12 protein-coding genes and 3 tRNA genes are annotated in these 15,838 nt (G+C 61.8%); 9 read left to right on the forward strand and 6 right to left on the reverse strand.

Annotated features, from left to right (window positions below):
- Positions 1–27 precede the first annotated feature (27 nt).
- On the forward strand, positions 28–1,293 hold the full coding sequence (locus FY258_RS02980) for a glutamate-5-semialdehyde dehydrogenase (protein ID WP_118102999.1): 1,266 nt from the start codon (positions 28–30) through the stop codon (positions 1,291–1,293).
- 118 nt (positions 1,294–1,411) lie between these two features.
- On the opposite strand, the gene FY258_RS02985 is transcribed toward FY258_RS02980, so the two are convergent.
- Positions 1,412–2,011 (reverse strand): HD domain-containing protein, encoded by a 600-nt coding sequence (locus tag FY258_RS02985; RefSeq protein WP_118103001.1) that lies wholly within the window; start codon positions 2,009–2,011, stop codon positions 1,412–1,414.
- Positions 2,012–2,248: 237 nt separating this feature from the next.
- Positions 2,249–2,758, reverse strand: coding sequence for a CarD family transcriptional regulator (locus FY258_RS02990; RefSeq protein ID WP_118103003.1), 510 nt, complete (start codon positions 2,756–2,758; stop codon positions 2,249–2,251).
- Positions 2,759–3,081: 323 nt separating this feature from the next.
- On the opposite strand from FY258_RS02990, the gene argS reads away from it, so the two are divergent.
- On the forward strand, positions 3,082–4,935 hold the full coding sequence (gene argS / locus FY258_RS02995) for an arginine--tRNA ligase (RefSeq protein ID WP_118103005.1): 1,854 nt from the start codon (positions 3,082–3,084) through the stop codon (positions 4,933–4,935).
- 209 nt (positions 4,936–5,144) lie between these two features.
- Entirely contained in the window at positions 5,145–7,517 is a 2,373-nt protein-coding gene (rho, locus tag FY258_RS03000; RefSeq protein WP_118103007.1) for a transcription termination factor Rho, read from the forward strand.
- 105 nt (positions 7,518–7,622) lie between these two features.
- On the opposite strand, the gene FY258_RS03005 is transcribed toward rho, so the two are convergent.
- Positions 7,623–8,399: an SDR family NAD(P)-dependent oxidoreductase gene (locus FY258_RS03005; protein WP_118103009.1), complete on the reverse strand. Its 777-nt coding sequence runs from the start codon at positions 8,397–8,399 to the stop codon at positions 7,623–7,625.
- 318 nt (positions 8,400–8,717) lie between these two features.
- Between FY258_RS03005 and FY258_RS03010 the strand changes: the two genes are divergently transcribed.
- From FY258_RS03010 to FY258_RS03030, 5 genes are all read left to right on the forward strand, one after another.
- Complete coding sequence (locus FY258_RS03010) at positions 8,718–9,749, forward strand: hypothetical protein (protein ID WP_118103011.1); 1,032 nt, start codon at positions 8,718–8,720, stop codon at positions 9,747–9,749.
- Between the two features lie 36 nt (positions 9,750–9,785).
- Positions 9,786–10,235, forward strand: coding sequence for a VanZ family protein (locus tag FY258_RS03015; protein ID WP_259324419.1), 450 nt, complete (start codon positions 9,786–9,788; stop codon positions 10,233–10,235).
- A 121-nt stretch (positions 10,236–10,356) separates the two neighbouring features.
- Positions 10,357–10,433, forward strand: a tRNA-His gene (locus FY258_RS03020).
- Positions 10,434–10,459: 26 nt separating this feature from the next.
- Positions 10,460–10,536 (forward strand) — tRNA-Lys (locus FY258_RS03025).
- Positions 10,537–10,557: 21 nt separating this feature from the next.
- Positions 10,558–10,631, forward strand: a tRNA-Lys gene (locus FY258_RS03030).
- Positions 10,632–10,948: 317 nt separating this feature from the next.
- On the opposite strand, the gene FY258_RS03035 is transcribed toward FY258_RS03030, so the two are convergent.
- Positions 10,949–12,523, reverse strand: a complete 1,575-nt coding sequence (locus FY258_RS03035) for an FAD-dependent oxidoreductase (protein WP_118103015.1) — start codon at positions 12,521–12,523, stop codon at positions 10,949–10,951.
- 237 nt (positions 12,524–12,760) lie between these two features.
- On the opposite strand from FY258_RS03035, the gene FY258_RS03040 reads away from it, so the two are divergent.
- Positions 12,761–13,759, forward strand: a complete 999-nt coding sequence (locus FY258_RS03040) for a D-isomer specific 2-hydroxyacid dehydrogenase family protein (RefSeq protein ID WP_259324420.1) — start codon at positions 12,761–12,763, stop codon at positions 13,757–13,759.
- A gap of 162 nt (positions 13,760–13,921) precedes the next feature.
- On the opposite strand, the gene FY258_RS03045 is transcribed toward FY258_RS03040, so the two are convergent.
- Together FY258_RS03045 and FY258_RS03050 are read right to left on the reverse strand one after the other, a co-directional pair.
- Positions 13,922–14,926: a GGGtGRT protein gene (locus FY258_RS03045; protein ID WP_006722823.1), complete on the reverse strand. Its 1,005-nt coding sequence runs from the start codon at positions 14,924–14,926 to the stop codon at positions 13,922–13,924.
- A 21-nt stretch (positions 14,927–14,947) separates the two neighbouring features.
- A complete protein-coding gene (locus FY258_RS03050) occupies positions 14,948–15,682 on the reverse strand; it encodes an iron-sulfur cluster assembly scaffold protein (protein ID WP_006721124.1) in 735 nt (244 codons plus the stop codon).
- Between the last annotated feature and the right edge of the window lie 156 nt (positions 15,683–15,838).

Consider the following 15,838-nt stretch of genomic DNA (forward strand, 5'->3'; position numbering starts at 1 on the left):
GCATTTTACACACGTGAGGAGTTCGCCATGAACGATATCGCCGTATATGTTGAAGATCTCGCCCGCGAGGCAAAGGCCGCCTCGCGTTCATTGGGATTTGCCTCCGACGAGGCCCGCTGCGCCGCGGTGCGCGCCATGGCCGCCGCGCTTCGCCAACGTGCCGACGAGGTTCTCGAGGCGAACGCCATCGATATGGACGCCGCGCGCGCCGCGGGTACATCCGAGGGCCTGCTCGACCGCTTGCTGCTCACGCCGGAGCGCGTCGAGGGCATGGCCGCAGGCCTCGACAAGCTCGCCGACCTGCCCGACCCCGTGGGGCGTGTGCTTGATGAGCGCGACATCAGCGAGGGTGTTCATCTGGGGCGCGTGAGCGTGCCTTTGGGGCTCGTGGCGATGGTGTACGAGGCACGTCCCAACGTGACCGCCGATGCCGCCGGTATCTGCATTCGCACGGGCAACGCCTGCATTTTGCGCGGAGGCTCCATTGCCCAGAACAGCTGCGTCGCAATTGCCCGAATCTTGGCGGATGCCGTCGAGGCGAGCGGATTCGACCGGGCGGCGGTTTCCATCATCGAGACGACCGATCGCGCTGCAACGGGGGCGCTCATGGCATTGCGCGGCGTGGTTGATGTTCTGATTCCGCGCGGTGGTGCTGGCCTCATCCAGCGCTGTGTTCGCGAGAGCCTGGTGCCGGTTATCGAGACGGGCACGGGCAACTGTCATATCTACGTTCATGAGAGCGCCGATTTTGCCAAGGCTCGCGCGATCATCATGAACGCCAAGACCCAACGCGTGGGCGTGTGCAATGCGTGCGAGTCCCTGCTTGTGGACGAGTCGATCGCCGACGCCTTCCTGCCCGAGGCGCTCTCCGAGCTTGGAGCCGCCGGTGTGGTGATCCACGGCGATGAGCGCGTCCGCGGCGTCGCCTTTGCCGGTGAGTTCGTCGACGCGACGGAAGAGGACTGGGGACGCGAGTATCTCGCGCTTGAGATCAGCGTGAGGATCGTGGGCGGCATCGACGAGGCCATCGCGCACGTGAACCGCTACGGCACGGGCCACTCCGAGGCGATCGTTGCCGAGGACGAGGAGGCTTGCGAGCGCTTCTTGCGCGAGGTGGATGCCGCCGCCGTGTACGCGAATGCGAGTACGCGCTTCACCGATGGCGGCGAGTTTGGCCTGGGTGCCGAGATCGGCATCTCGACTCAGAAGCTGCACGCTCGTGGTCCGTTTGCCGCTGAGGCACTCACGACGTACAAGTATGAGCTTCGAGGTGCGGGGCAGGTGCGCCCGTAAACCTCAATTTACAATGATGGGCAAAGACGAAAGGCCTCGCGATCGGTATCGCGAGGCCTTTTTGAGCGGAGTGTTCGCGTTAGCTTGAATCTGCGTCAGATCAGGCCTAGCGTCCCTCTTATTCGGCTTGGAACGTGTCGCGATCGGGGGCGAAGGACTGCATGGCCTCGATGGTGCGCGCGAACAGCTCGTCGAGCTCCCAGCCGAGCATCTCGGCGCCGGAGCGGATGACGTCGCGCGAGACGCCGGCGGCGAAGCGCTTGTCCTTGAACTTTTTCTTGAGGGACTTCACGTTGAAGTCCATGACGCTCTTGGAGGGGCGCATCACCACGGCCGCGCCGATGAGGCCCGTGAGCTCCTCGGTGGCGAACAGGATCTTTTCCATCTGGAGCTCGGGCTTGGGAAGCGCGGTGTTGAAGTCACTCGTGTGGGTCTGGATGGCGCGGATGAGCTCGGCGGAACCACCGGCGGCCTCGATGTCTTTCGCCGCGTAGATGGTGTGGTTCATTGGGTCGTCGTCGTGCTCTTCCCAGTCGAGGTCGTGCAGCAGGCCGACGATGCCCCAGAACTCCTCGTTCTCGGGATCGTATTCACGCGCGAAGTAACGCATGGTCTGCTCGACCGTCTCGGCGTGCTCGATGTGGAACGGGTCCTTGTTGTGCTCGTTGAGCAGGTCGAATGCTGCCTCGCGGGTCATGCCGGCGTTGAGCTGTGCCATGGTTCCTCCTAGATGACGGCGACGATTGCAAAAAAGGTGCCCGAGACCCCCGCCTTATGGCGCGCGTGCGCACCGTACCTACGGTCGGGGGTCGGACACCTTGATTCCCCCATCCGGTGAAGGGGGAGGCTTGCTACATCACACTATAGCACGATGGAGTGCTGGCTTTACCGTTGTGTTGCCCCTTGATTCCGCGCCTCAATTTAGGGACAGTCCCCAAATTGAGGCGGGCGCCGATCAGTTGAGCGCCGGGATTTCGCCCGCTTGGATGATGGCCTCCTTGAATCGCTCTTCGACGGCGTCTTCGTCGGCTCCGAGGGCCACGGAGAGCTCTTCGAGCGTGCGGCGACGCGCCTCCTTGAGCATGCGGGAGTAGTAGCTGCTCGGTTTCTTTCCGTGGGCTTCCGCCTCTGCGATGCGGTGACGCATGGTCTTTGCAACGCGCACCGTCTCGGGAGCTCCGAGCTTGAGCTGTTGCTTGAAATGGGTTTCCTCGAGTGCGCTGTTGCGTTCGGTAAATGAATCGACCGTCAAGTCGGCATAGGAGTCGATGAGGTCTTCGGCGTCCTCGCGCGAGATGATTGCATGGAGGCGACTCTGCTGGGCAAGGGGATACATGAGATGGGTTTCCGCGTGGCCGGATTTGGCGCGGAGCAAAATCATGGGGTGCGCGGCGTCCTCGGTGAATCCGGTGACCGTGCAGACTCCTTGGCCGGGGTGAATAACGTGCTGTCCGATTTCAAACATGCTTCCTCCAAATGAATACGCGATACGCTCAGTAATTACAATAATAGCATGTTTATATGGGAAAACCTACAGATGTCTTATTGCAGAACGTGAATAACGATGTATACGCTATTGGAAAAATGCCTGAATGAGCTATTCTCGCAATTTAAATTCCGTATCTTTCTATGCGTTTTCCTGTAGATTTGAACTCGGAAAAAGCGGGCTATCGCATGTTTTCGGGGATTTCACGCCCCTAAGCTGCTGCACTGTGCTAGAGTACAGTGCGTCTGTACGTGAGCCCTGCGAGAAGGACATCTCAGGGCCATAGGATGAGGAGGACCTCTATGCCGGAGAAGATTGAAGAGTTGGTGCGCACTGCCCTCACCGCCGCTCAGGAGGCTGGCGACCTGCCCGCGTTCGAGCTCGAGGATTGTGGCATGGAGCGACCGGCTGACACTTCTCACGGTGAGTGGACCTCCACTTGCGCGATGAAGTCCGCCAAGCTGGCCCATTGCGCACCCAAAAAGATCGCCGACGCCATCGTGGCTCACATGCCTGAGAGCGCCGAGATCGCCAAGGTCGAGGTCGCGGGCCCCGGCTTCATCAACTTCTACCTGAACGCCGCCGCCAACAACGCCATCCTGGACGTCGCGCGCAAGGAGGGCATGGACTTTGCCAAGTCCAACGTCGGCCAGGGCCTGAAGACCCAGGTCGAGTTCGTTTCCGCCAACCCCGTCGGTCCGATGCACGTCGGCCACGGCCGTTGGGCCGCACTCGGCGACTCCCTCTGCCGCGTCATGAGCCACGCCGGCTATGACATCCAGCGTGAGTTCTACATCAACGACCACGGTTCCCAGATGGACGTGTTCGGCAACTCCATTTCTTACCGCTACATGCAGCTCATTGGGATCATGGAGAAGGAGGGCCTCGATATCGACGGCGCTCGCGACTTCCTGGCTCAGGACCGCGACAACTTCGTTCAGGATGAGGCCGACGAGCACCTGGATTCCCATCCCTACATGGACGCCTTCACCGAGGGCCTGGGTGGCAACGCTTACGGCGGCACCTACATCATCGACGAGGCCGCTGCCTTCTATAAGAAGGACGGCGACAAGTGGGCCCACGTCACGGACGAGGAGCGCATGCTCTACTTCCGTGAGGAGGGCTACGCCAAGATGGTCGAGAACATGCGCCAGCTGTGCCACGACGTCCGCTGCGACTTTGACAAGTGGTTCTCCGAGCGCACCGTCTACATCAAGGACACCGAGGGCGAGCACGCCGGCACCTCCGCCGTCGACCGCGCCTTCGCCAAGCTCGACGAGATGGGCTATCTCTACAACAAGGACGGCGCCCTGTGGTTCCGCTCCACCGATCTGGGCGACGACAAGGACCGCGTTCTGGTCAAGGCCAATGGTGAGTACACCTACTTCGCCTCCGACGTTGCCTATCACTGGGATAAGTTCCAGCGCGTCGACCATGTCATCGACATCTGGGGCTGCGACCACCACGGTTACATCAACCGCGTGCGCTGCGTTTGCGACGCCCTGGGTTACCCCGGCCAGTTCGAGGTCCTGCTCGGCCAGTTCGTGAACCTGCTCCGCAACGGCAAGCCGATCCGCATGTCCAAGCGCAAGGGCACCATGGTCACCTTCCAGGAGCTCGTTGACGAGGTCGGCGCCGATGCCACTCGTTACACCCTGATCTCCCGTTCTTCCAACCAGGCCATCGACTTCGATATCGAGGCCGTCAAGGAGAAGAGCCAGAACAACCCCGTGTACTACGTGCAGTATGCGCACGCCCGCATCTGCTCCATCCTGCGCAAGGCTGCCGGTGTCACGCCGGAGGAGGCCGCTGAGATGGGCATGGACGCCGTGGCCGCCAAGGCCATCGGCGAGAACGTCGATTACGCGCTGCTGACCGACCCCACCGAGCTCGCGCTCTCCCGCAAGATCTCCGAGCTCGAGGACCTCATCGCCTCCTGCGCCCGCGACCGTGCGCCTTTCCGCCTGACCCACTTCGCCGAGGAGCTGGCCGCCGGCTTCCACAGCTTCTACCAGGCCTGCCAGGTGCTGCCGAGCGAGGGCCGTCCGGTCGACGCCGAGCTGTCCCGCGCACGTCTGGCCGCCTGCGACGCCGTCCGCTCCGTGCTCGAGCTGGTTCTGAGCCTTATCGGTGTTTCCGCGCCCACCACGATGTAAATCGGTGTCTGCGCTGGTTCCCAATCGAATGAAAATGCCCGGATGCCTTTGCGTCCGGGCATTTTTCTATGCCGAACGGTTGCAATGTGGTATATTCAACCCAGCGCGACCTGCGCTTTCATTTTTCTTACCTACATTTTTCAAACAAGTGATATATCGGCGCGTATCGACGCCGTGCTTGTACTAACGCGAGAAGAAAGTAGAACCGCGTGTCTGAAGAAGCGAATATCGAGAAGGCTCCGAATAGGGAAGATCATGCGCCTGAAGTTGCGCCTACCCCCGTGGTCGACGCTCCCGGCACCCGGGGGACGAGCACGCCCGTCAAGGCCCGTGCCGCCCAGTCCGAAGTTGCCTCTGAGCCTGTGGTTGTTTCGGCTGCTCAGGAGCCTGAGGCAAAGCCCAAGCGCCGTGCCCGTAAGACGGCGGATTCGGCTGCGGCACCCGCAGCGCCCCGTCGTCGGGCGCGTGCCGTCGCGGAGTCTGAGGATGTAGAGGCGCCGGCTAAGCGCCGTACCCGCAAGGCCAAGGCTGCTGCCGGGGATGCCGAGGCTCCCGCGGCAACCGCGGAGGTCATGCAGGCCCGCGCTCTCGCACAGATCAGCCAGGCCTCTGTCGTCCGCAGGCAGCGCCGCGCCGCCGAGCGTGCGGCAGAGGTGCTTGCTGCCGTCGAGCCGGCCGTTGATGCGCAGGAAGTCAAGGTGGAAGCACCGTTGGTCGATCCCGCGCTGCGTCCGCACCGTCGCGGCCGCAAGCCGAAGGCGTACGTTGAGGCTGAGAAGGCCGCCGCTGCTGCCTTGGCAGCTCAGCAGGCTGCCTTGATGGCGGCTCGCGGCGAGTCGAAGGCGGATGGGCCTGCGGAGAAGGATTCTCAGAAGTCCGATTCCGAGCCGGGCATTCAGGCTGAGAGGGTCGAGGACGCTTCCGTCGAATCCGTGCAGCCCGCTCTCGCCGCATCTGCCGAGGAGGCCCCTGAGAAAGAGGTCGCGGTCAAGAAGGACGCCCGTCCCGGACGCGCCTCCCGTGCGAGGAAGGCGGTGCGCGAAGACGCTCCCAAGCCGGGCGTTGACGAGGATGGTTCCAAGCCCAAAAGCGAGGAGGCGCACGATACGGCCGACCAACCTGCGGATAAGGCCGAGGCGAAGGCCGAGGAGAAGCCTTCCGGCAAGCAATCCCGTCGCAACCACAAGGACCGCCGCGACGCCGAGCGTGCCGAGGGCCCGTCTTCCAAGGCCGATGCCCGTCGCGAGCGTCGTGAGCGCCAGAAGGAGAACCGCAAGCAGCGCAACAACCGCTTTGCCCCGACCGAGCCCTCGCTCACGCGCGAGGAGCTCGCGGCCATGAAGGTCGCCGAGCTTCGCGAGAAGGCCCGCTCCCTCGAGCTCGACCCGTCGGGCGCCAAAAAGGCCGACCTGGTCGAAATGATCTATGCAGCCGCCGCCCGCGCCGAGGGATTCCGCGATATCGAGGGTATTCTCGACATGGATAACCAGGGATTCGGCTACATTCGCACGCACGGCTACATGCCCAGCCGCGACGACGCGTTCGTCCCCGCGCAGATGATTCGCGCCGCAGGGCTTCGCGCCGGCGACTTGGTTGCCGGTACGCTGCGCCCGATGCGTGCCAACGATAAGCTTCCGGGACTCGCCAAGCTTCGTTCGGTCAACGGCCTCGAGCCCGAGCAGATCAAACATCGTCCCAAGTTCGCCGATCTCACGCCGATTTATCCCAACGAGCCGCTCAAGATGGAGCATGGCAAAGATTCCATTACGGGCCGTGCAATCGACATCGTGAGTCCCATCGGCAAGGGCCAGCGTGGCTTGATCGTCTCGCCTCCCAAGGCGGGCAAGACCACGATCTTGAAGAAGATCTGCCAGTCGATCTCTATCAACAACCCCGAGGTGCATCTCATCTGCCTGCTGGTCGACGAGCGTCCCGAGGAGGTCACCGATATGCAGCGCTCCATCAAGGGCGATGTGGTGGCTTCGACCTTCGACATGCCTGCCGACAACCATACGCGTGTCTCAGAGCTCGTGATCGAGCGCGCCAAGCGCATCGTCGAGCTCGGTGGCGACGTTGTGGTGGTGCTCGACTCCATCACCCGCCTCGCCCGCGCGTACAATCTTGCCGCGCCTGCATCGGGTCGCATTCTCTCCGGTGGCGTTGATTCTGCCGCTCTGTATCCGCCCAAGCGCTTCCTGGGCGCCGCGCGCAATATCGAGAACGGCGGTTCGCTCACGATTCTGGCCTCTGCGCTCGTGGACACCGGTTCCAAGATGGACGAAGTGATCTTCGAGGAGTTCAAGGGTACTGGCAATATGGAACTCAAGCTCGACCGCGACCTCGCCGATCGCCGCATTTTCCCGGCTATCGATCCGGTTGCCTCGGGTACGCGTAACGAAGATTTGCTGGTCGACGAGCAGATGCGTCCGTTCATGTGGGGCATCCGCCGTATCCTCGCCGGTATGAACAATACGGAGCGCGCCGCGGCGTCCTTCATCAAGGGGCTCAAGGGTACCAACTCCAACCAGGATTTCCTGATTCGCACGGCCAAGAAGGCTGCCGATCATCCTGAGGCGCTGTAGAGATAGCCGCCCAACCCGTCACAACGAAAATCCTCCTTGCCGTTTGCATGTGGGCAAGGAGGATTTTTTGTTCGATTCGTCGCGCGTTGGGGTGCGGTGCTGCTTTTAGAGGATTCCCAGGGCGCGCTCGACGGCCAATGCCGCCTTGTAGGGGAGGATGCGCGACGCTGCGTAATAGGCCTTCATATCGAGTGAGGGGATGCAGAGGTCCTTTCCACGGTTGCTGGCGCGCAGGGCCGATTTGGCGACGTCCTCGGCGCGCTCGAATCCGATGGCGCACATGGCGTTCGCAGCTGCCTGATCGCCGGGCTGATCCAGGAATTCGGTGTGCATGAATTTGGGGCACAGGGCGGTGATATGGATGTCGGCTTCTCCCAGCTCGGCGTTGAGCGAGCGGGACAAGTCGAGGATGAAGCGCTTGGCCGCCGAATAGACGGCGAGCTTGGGCTGTGGGAGGAACGCCGCCACGCTTGCGACGTTGATGACGCGCGAGCCCGCGCGGTAATAGGGGAGCGTGCGGTAGATCAGCTCGACTGGGGCGACCATGAGCAGCTTTGCCATGCTTGCCCCGTCCTCGGGCCTTTGCGCGGCGATCGGCCCAAACGTTCCAAAGCCCGCGTTGTTGATGAGCAGCGCGACCTCGGCGGTCGGGGTCTCGGCGAGGGCCCCGTCGATCACATCGAACGAGGCGGGGTCGGTCAGGTCCAGGCAGAAGGGGCGCACGGGCGTGTCGCAGGTGCGGCGTAGGGCCTCGAGCCGATCGGCTCGGCGGGCGACGACCCAAATCTCATCGAGCTTCCCGGCTGCGCCGGCATCCAGCTGCTTGACGAACTCGCGACCGAGGCCCGAACTCGCCCCCGTGACGATGGCGATGCGTGTCATGCTCGCTCCTTTACTCAGACGATCCGCTTGCGGATACGACGGAATGCTGAAGTACTTGTTCCCTAAAGTCCCCGTTTGCAACAGATGGCCCGATTCATCGCCGTCGGCGGTTGATACTTGCAAATACCTGGGAGTTCTCTTTATAATGCAACGAAGATCGCGACGGAAAACGCAGATGAAACGCACTACCAACCGTTGTCGGGGTCATTCCCCGCGCGCCACACTTCATCTTTTCCATCCGACTGATTGCGAACCGGTGCATCCGCGCCGGTCATCGTTGTTTAGGGCACGTTTGCGAGGGTGACGAAGGAGCGCGTCATGGCTGTCGAGAGCATGGGGTATCGCAAGGGGGCAATCGCCATCTCAGCGGGGCTGGGTGCGGCGCTGCCGTTGGCCGCATATGCCGCGACTCTGCCGTTCGATGGGGTCAACGAGGCGATTCGCTCCGACATCTTGCCGCTTGTCGCCGGCTCGCTCGCCGGAGTCGGCATGCTCGCCATATCCGGCCACCTCATGGATGCCCGCGCGGAGCGTCTCGCCGAAGAACAGGCCGAGGCCGCTCGATTCAAGTCCGCGTTCGCCGATGCCCGTTCGGCTGCCTCCACGCATGTCTCGCATGCTGGTTCTCGCCCGCATGGTCATCGGGGTGGAAGGTCCGCCACTCCAGATGGCGTCCCGGTCATTTCGCGTGCGGTCGATGCGCTCGACGAGGCCGAGGCTTGGGCGGAGATCGATGCCATGTTCAGCGGTGATTCCCTGTTCAGCTGCGACCCCACGCGCTCGAAGGACATGTATCAAATCGCGCTCGAAGAGCTGCGCCGCACGGAGCAGGCGGCAGCTCAGGCGGCTGCCCGTTCCGCAACTGCGGCGGCCGACGCACGCGAGGATGTCATCGGTCGCGATGAGGCCATGGCATCTCTCTATGGGGGCACTGCTGCGCGCGCATCCTATGTCCCCGTGCTTCCCAAGATGCAACCCGCTTCTGCTCCCGTCTCCGCCGCACCCGTTCGTCCCGTTGCCGTAGCGTCGACCGTCGAGGACGTTGAGGTCCCCATGGCGGATTACTCGGGCCATGAGGACATGTGGGCCCGCGCGCTCGCCATTTTGGCTGAGGGCACGGCGCCCAAGGCCCCTCAGAGTGACCAGACGGTCTGCGTTGGCGTGGACCGCATGGCGGCGCTTGCCGAGGGAGGCAATGAAACAAAGATGCACACGCGTGTCAACGCGATGATTGAAGACGAGTTCGACAAAGTCGAGTCCAAGAGCGTCCATGCGGTCGCCCGTGAGTACCTCAAGGTCATTGAGGGCGGCACTGCGTCGCTTGACGCTCGCCAGCTGGCGGAGGCGTAGCGCGTGTCCTCGCTTATACGGGACATAAAGGAGAGGGTGAGCATCCCGGGGCTCGTTCTTGTCGTTCTGTTCATCAGTGTGATTTGGGGCAATTCCCTTGTTGCGGGAGAGGGCAGCGGTTCTTTGAGCGCCGGGGTCATGGAGTGGGTCCAAGGCTTTTTGCAGTCGCTGGGACTTCCCTTTGCCTGGGTCACGAATTTCCTGATTCGCAAGGCGGCCCACTTTACGGAGTATTTCATTCTTGCCCTGCTCTCGTCTCATGCGTTCGACCCCAAGCGCAGTGCTGGATCGGAGGGCATTGTCGCCGCGTGCGTTCTTTGCGTGCTGGTCTCGTCGATTGATGAGACGATTCAGCTGTTCGTGCCGGGGCGTTGCGGCCAGGTAACCGATGTCCTGATCGATTGCAGCGGGGCTTTCATCGCCACGTTCATAAGGAGCGCCGCGGTGCGATGGTATCGCCGCAGGGAATACGGGCGCAGCGCCTAGCTGGATCGGGCCCGGGGGTCTTGGTTTTGGCATTGTTTTCTCATCGCCAAATTTTTCAAAAATACCCCTTGCAATGTTTTTGATAAGAATGCATAATACTCTTCGCTGTGTGACAGACATGGTGGGTGTAGCTCAGTTGGCTAGAGCGACGGGTTGTGGTCCCGTAGGTCGAGGGTTCGAGTCCCTTTACCCACCCCATTCCCTTTCACATGGCAGATGCAAAGGGGCGATTAGCTCAGCTGGCTAGAGCAGGGGACTCTTAATCCCAAGGTCCAGGGTTCGAATCCCTGATCGCCCACCACATTGCATCCTTTGGACATACGGGCGATTAGCTCAGCTGGCTAGAGCAGGGGACTCTTAATCCCAAGGTCCAGGGTTCGAATCCCTGATCGCCCACCCATTGAATTGTGCAGCCTCGAAAGAGGCTGTTTTGCTATCTGTTGCGATTCCTATGCTCCGGTCCCTTATGCGCTCGTGAATGTACGTTCTGATGCATGTATGGCCAGACTCGATTGATTTTGCCCATGCTGTCGCGCCCAAGGAGCAAGGTTGCGACAATACGTGTACGTTTTGGGGAAGGTTTTCCATTCAATTTGCTTTCGCCCATCACGACGGTTGACGTTTCCCCAGGTAATTTTTGAAGGGAAGCGCCTTTACAAGCGATGGAGAGCCAAAACCTTCCCCAAAACGTACACGTATGGTTTGGGCGGCACTCAATCGGCGCGATAGTGCGATCCGAGGCCCTCGGTACGGCTTCTCATTGCCTGCAGCATCGCCTGGGCGAGCTTGAGCTGCGAGGAGACGCGTATCCCACGTGCGAGTGTGGCATCGGTGGGAATCACGCAACCACGGCAATCTCCGTGATATCGCGCTTCGCGCTGCAGCCGCTCAATATCGTCGAGTGCCGTTGCAAGGCCTTCTTCGGACCGTTGAATCATGGCATGTGCGCTCATGGTCCTCTGCATGTCTTTGGTGATGCGGCTCGCGTCCATGTCGTCCAAAGGCGCTGCGCTCATTCGGATGCGCTCGAGTGACTCTTTAAGGATGCTGTCCGCATTGATGCGGATCGACATTGCGGTGCCGTGATTCGCGGCGCCCTTGCCGGCAATCCGTCCAAAAACGAGACCGTTTGCACTGGAGAGCCCCCCGATTCGATCAGCGCCGTGCATTCCGCCCGTGACTTCACCACATGCAAAAAGCCCTTGCACGTTTGTCCTGGCATGAGCGTCGATGCGGATACCCCCGTTTGCCGCATGCGCGTACATCGCAACGCGCAACTCGTCGTTGGGGGTGATTCCAAGCTCGTCTTCCATCCATTGCGCGAACGTCAGCACGAACTCCGGTGCGTCGTCTTTGGGAAAGTTGTAGTGGACGGCGATTCCGTCCTCTCCGGCGGCGTCGATTGTCATGTCGACGAGTTCATCACCGAGGCGGCACGTGAACGGTCCGTGTCCTGAGCGCGCTTCAAGAAGATCGGAAAGCCCGTTGCGATCGGCGGGCAAAATACCGGTGGGGTCGTCAAAGACCGCATAACGGAAGGTCTTTTCGTTGAAGACGATTCCACGGGCGGGTGAGACGAGGCCGGGCATCATTTGCATGAATTCGATATTCACGAGTGAGCAGCCCGCATCGAGGGCGATGCCGTGTGCGGAGCTGAGGACGTCTCGTGAGGTGAGACTGCGTTCAAACAGTCCTCCCGTTCCGCCGGAGCACAAGATGATCGACTTGGCGGGGAAGGGGAAAAGCTCATGCTTGCGCCTGTCGTACAGGATGGTGCCGATGACCGGGCCGTGTTGATCTCGAACGATTTCCATGAGCTCGCAGCGCTCCAGGAGCTCGATGCCGAGCCGTTCAATCTCGGCACGTGCGACGCGCTCGAAAGCCTCGCGCGTTATACCCCGCCACAGGCGATTCGCGTGGTCGAAGCAGGGGATGAACGTGACCTCGCGCGCGCTTTCGGCGCTGGCGGGACGTTTGAGGGGAACGCCGAGCTCCTGTTCAAGCCATTCGATTGCGGGGCGGATGTTGTGAACGAACGTCTCAACAAGGGCGGGGTCAGCGACGCCGCAGCCGACATTTTCGATGGTTGCGATGAGGTCGGCCTCGTCTTTTTCGTCGGCTGGGCCGATGAGCCCCAGGCCCCAGGTGCCTGGGTAGAAACTCGATCCGCCGAAGAGTGGGCCGGCACAAGCGATTGTGACGTTCGCGCCCGCTCGCGCCGCCTCAATGGAGGCAACGATGCCGGCGATGCCGCCGCCGATTACGAGGACGTCGGTCTCTTCATGCATGTTGGTCCCTTCTCACGTTCTGTCAAAAGCGTAGGGGTCTTACCGGTATAAGACAACCGATGGCCCTTGTGGGGCTCTCAAATGGCCCATGAACGGTCGATTGTTCCTTGTGGCTGGCGCGAGCAACATACGGGCGAAGATCCGCTCTGAGGGCCGTGCACTGCCTTTGTGGTGCGGGGGCTCATCCCATTGCGCATCGGGTATAGTGCTGGCATTGCAAGGGAACCCGGAGATGGGATGGATGATATGAAGATCAAGGTTTTCGAACTTCGCGAAGACGAGCGCGCGGCGTATGACCGTGTTGTCGGAGAGCTGCCCGCCGGTTGCGAGGTGGCCTGGTCCGCGGACACGCTTACGAGCGCGACACTGGACATGCTGGATGGCGCTGAGGGAGTCGTCATCGTCAACAAGAGCCCGTTGGATGCGGACATGCTTCGCGAGCTGCACGATCGAGGAGTCCGGTATGTTGCAACGCGCAGCATCGGTTTCAACCATATCGATATCGATGCGGCCAAGGGGCTTGGCATCCATGTGTGCAATACGACCTATCCGCCCTATGGCGTGGCTGAGTTTGCCGTCATGCTCATGCTCATGGCTCTGCGCAACTACAAGCCCGCCATGTGGCGACAGCAGGTCAACGACTACTCGCTGGCCGGATTGCGCGGTCGCGAGCTGCGCACCCTCACCGTGGGCGTCATGGGGACGGGTCGCATCGGCCGCGCCGTTATCGATTATCTGCGAGGCTTCGGCTGCAAGATTCTCGCATACGATCCGTTCCCCAGCGAGGAGCTCGCCGCTCGCGGCGATGTTGCCTATGTGGGGCTCGACGAGCTGTATGCCCAGAGCGATCTTGTGACGGTGCACATCCCGCTCATGGAATCCACGCGGGGCATCATCGACCGCGAGGCGATTGCAAAAATGCGCGACGGCGTGGTGCTGGTGAATGTCAGTCGCGGAGAGCTCATGGATGTCGATGCGCTGGTCGAGGGCATTGAGAGCGAGAAGATCGGTGCTCTTGCCATGGATGTCTTCCCCGAGGAAGACGGCATCTACCATGTGAGCCGCACGCACGACATCCTGGCAAATCGCAACATGGCGTATCTGCGCCAGTTCCCCAACGTCATCTTGACGCAGCACATCGCCTTCTACACGGATATCGATGTCGACAGCATGGTTGAACAGGGCATTCGCGGCGTCGTGGCCATGACGACGGGGGATTGCGCCACAGAGCTGTAGCGTCTTGCCGCGCTAACGCATCCGGACGACGGGGATATTCTCGCCTTGCGCGATGTGGTTGAGAGCACTTTATAACTTAAGGTGCCCCTTCCTTACGAAAAAAGGCCGTCACCCGAGGGTGACGGCCTTTGTCATGCCGAGTCAATGCGTGCGACGCGAATGCTACTCGTTGATAGCGGCGTTCACGGCGACGGCGCAGGCGACGGTGGCACCGACCATGGGGTTGTTGCCCATACCGATGAGACCCATCATGTCGACGTGCGCAGGCACGGAGGAGGAACCGGCGAACTGGGCGTCGGAGTGCATGCGGCCCATGGTGTCGGTCATGCCGTAGGAGGCGGGACCGGCGCCCATGTTGTCCGGGTGCAGGGTGCGGCCGGTGCCGCCACCGGAGGCCACGGAGAAGTACTTCTTGCCGGCCTCGAGACGCTCCTTCTTGTAGGTGCCCGCGGTGGGGTGCTGGAAGCGCGTGGGGTTGGTGGAGTTACCGGTGATGGAGATGTCCACGTTCTCGTGCCACATGATGGCGACGCCCTCGCGGACGTCGTCGGCGCCGTAGCAGTTGACGGCAGCGCGGGGACCATCGGAGTAGGGGATGGTCTCGACGACCTTGAGCTCGCCCGTGAAGTAGTCGAACTGGGTCTTCACGTAGGTGAAGCCGTTGATGCGGGCGATGATCTGGGCGGCGTCCTTGCCGAGGCCGTTCAGGATGACGCGCAGCGGCGTCTTGCGGGCCTTGTTGGCGTTGAGGGCCAGCTTGATGGCGCCCTCAGCGGCGGCGAAGGACTCGTGACCGGCGAGGAACGCGAAGCACTCGGTGTCGTCGGACAGGAGCATGGCGCCCAGGTTGCCGTGGCCCAGACCGACCTTGCGGTCCTCGGCGACGGAGCCCGGAACGGTGAAGGCCTGGATGCCCTCACCGATGATGGCGGCAGCCTCAGAGGCGGTCTTGGCGCCCTTCTTGATGGCCAGCGCGCAGCCCAGGGTGTAAGCCCACTCGGCGTTCTGGAACGCGATGGACTGGGTGTCGTGCACGATCTCGCGGGCGTTCACGCCCTTGTCGAGGCAGATCTGCTCGGCTTCCTCGAGGGAGGCGATGCCGTTCTCAGCGAGGCAGGCGTTGATCTTCTCAACGCGGCGCTCGTAACCTTCGAAAGTAACAGCCATGGTTATAGTCCCTCCCTTTCGTTACTCGTGGACCGGGAAGACGTTGGCGACCGTGTGGGTCTCCTCGTCCGTGCGCGGGTCGATGTACTTGGCGGCGTTCTCCCATTGACCGTAGTGGCCCATGGCGCCGGCGATGGCCTCCTCGGGGGTCTTACCGGCCTTGAGGGCGTCGGTGAACTTGCCGAGGTTCATGAACTCGAACGCGATGATCTCGTTGTTGGCGTTGAGGGCCATGCGGGTCACGTAGCCCTGGGCGAGCTCGAGGTAGCGAGCGCCCTTGGCCTTGGTGCCGAACATGGTGCCGACCTGGGAGCGAAGGCCCTTGCCGAGGTCGTCGAGGGAGGCGCCCACGGGCAGGCCGCCCTCGGAGAACGCGGTCTGGCTGCGGCCGTAGACGATCTGCAGGAAGATCTCACGCATAGCCACGTTGATAGCGTCGCAGACGAGGTCGGTGTTGAGAGCCTCGAGGATGGTCTTACCGGGAAGGATCTCGGAAGCCATGGCGGCGGAGTGGGTCATGCCCGAGCAGCCGATGGTCTCGACGAGGGCCTCCTCGATGATGCCCTCTTTGACGTTCAGCGTGAGCTTGCAGGCACCCTGCTGGGGGGCGCACCAGCCCACACCGTGCGTGAGGCCGGAGATGTCCTTGATCTCCTTGGCCTGGACCCACTTGCCCTCCTCGGGGATGGGCGCGGGACCGTGGTATGCACCCTTGGCGACGGGGCACATGTTCTCCACTTCCTGTGAGTACTGCATGCCTCTCCTCTCTTTCGTAGTTGGTGCCCATCTCGCGGTCAGTCGACTGCGCAACGGGCAAACCTGACTTGCAGATTCATTTTAACGCGATTTGTCCACCCTGTATTCCGTGAACGGTGGAAATTCGATTCTGGAGCGTTTCAATAGCTGAAATTG

The sequence above is a fragment of the Collinsella intestinalis genome (assembly GCF_902364775.2).
Classification (GTDB): Bacteria; Actinomycetota; Coriobacteriia; order Coriobacteriales; family Coriobacteriaceae; genus Collinsella.